General features: G+C 53.1%; 1 protein-coding gene. It reads left to right on the top strand.

All coding sequences use genetic code 11. The annotated features are described in order from the left end of the window. Window positions 1–83 precede the first annotated feature (83 nt). Window positions 84–429, top strand: a 346-nt coding sequence (locus tag ACOSDM_RS20145) for a hydantoinase B/oxoprolinase family protein (RefSeq protein WP_420726323.1), incomplete at its 3' end; no start/stop codon positions are given.

Genomic DNA, 429 nt, shown 5'->3' with positions numbered 1-429 from the left:
TATCGCAACCAACTGGCCGACAAAGATGTGTTCGGGAATCTGGTTGTGACTGCGGCTTCTAAAGACAGATAGGACCCTGCGCGATGACACATCCCATTGAAGTTGACATCAATCCAGTCGACCAGAGTTTTACACCGCGTGTTGACCGGGTCACATATGAAATACTGAAGCACCGTCTTTGGCAGATCAATGAGGAGCAGGCGACGACGATCCGACGCGTGTCTGGATCCCCCATCGCATCAGAGGTCCAGGATTACAACGTTGGGATCGCCACCGCAGAAGGCAAACTGGTTGCCTGCGGGATGTCGGTCCTGGCGCATGTCACGGCCCTGTCGCATGTCATCAAAAATTGTATGAAGATCATTGGCGAAGGCAAATTGCGTGATGGGGATATGTTCATCACGAATGATCCCTGGATGGGGGCGGTGC

This window comes from Hwanghaeella sp. LZ110, assembly GCF_048892525.1.
GTDB lineage: Bacteria > Pseudomonadota > Alphaproteobacteria > UBA8366 > Aestuariispiraceae > Pacificispira.
The sequence above is the reverse complement of the archived record's forward strand: the minus strand, read 5'-3'. Positions and strand labels throughout refer to the sequence as shown.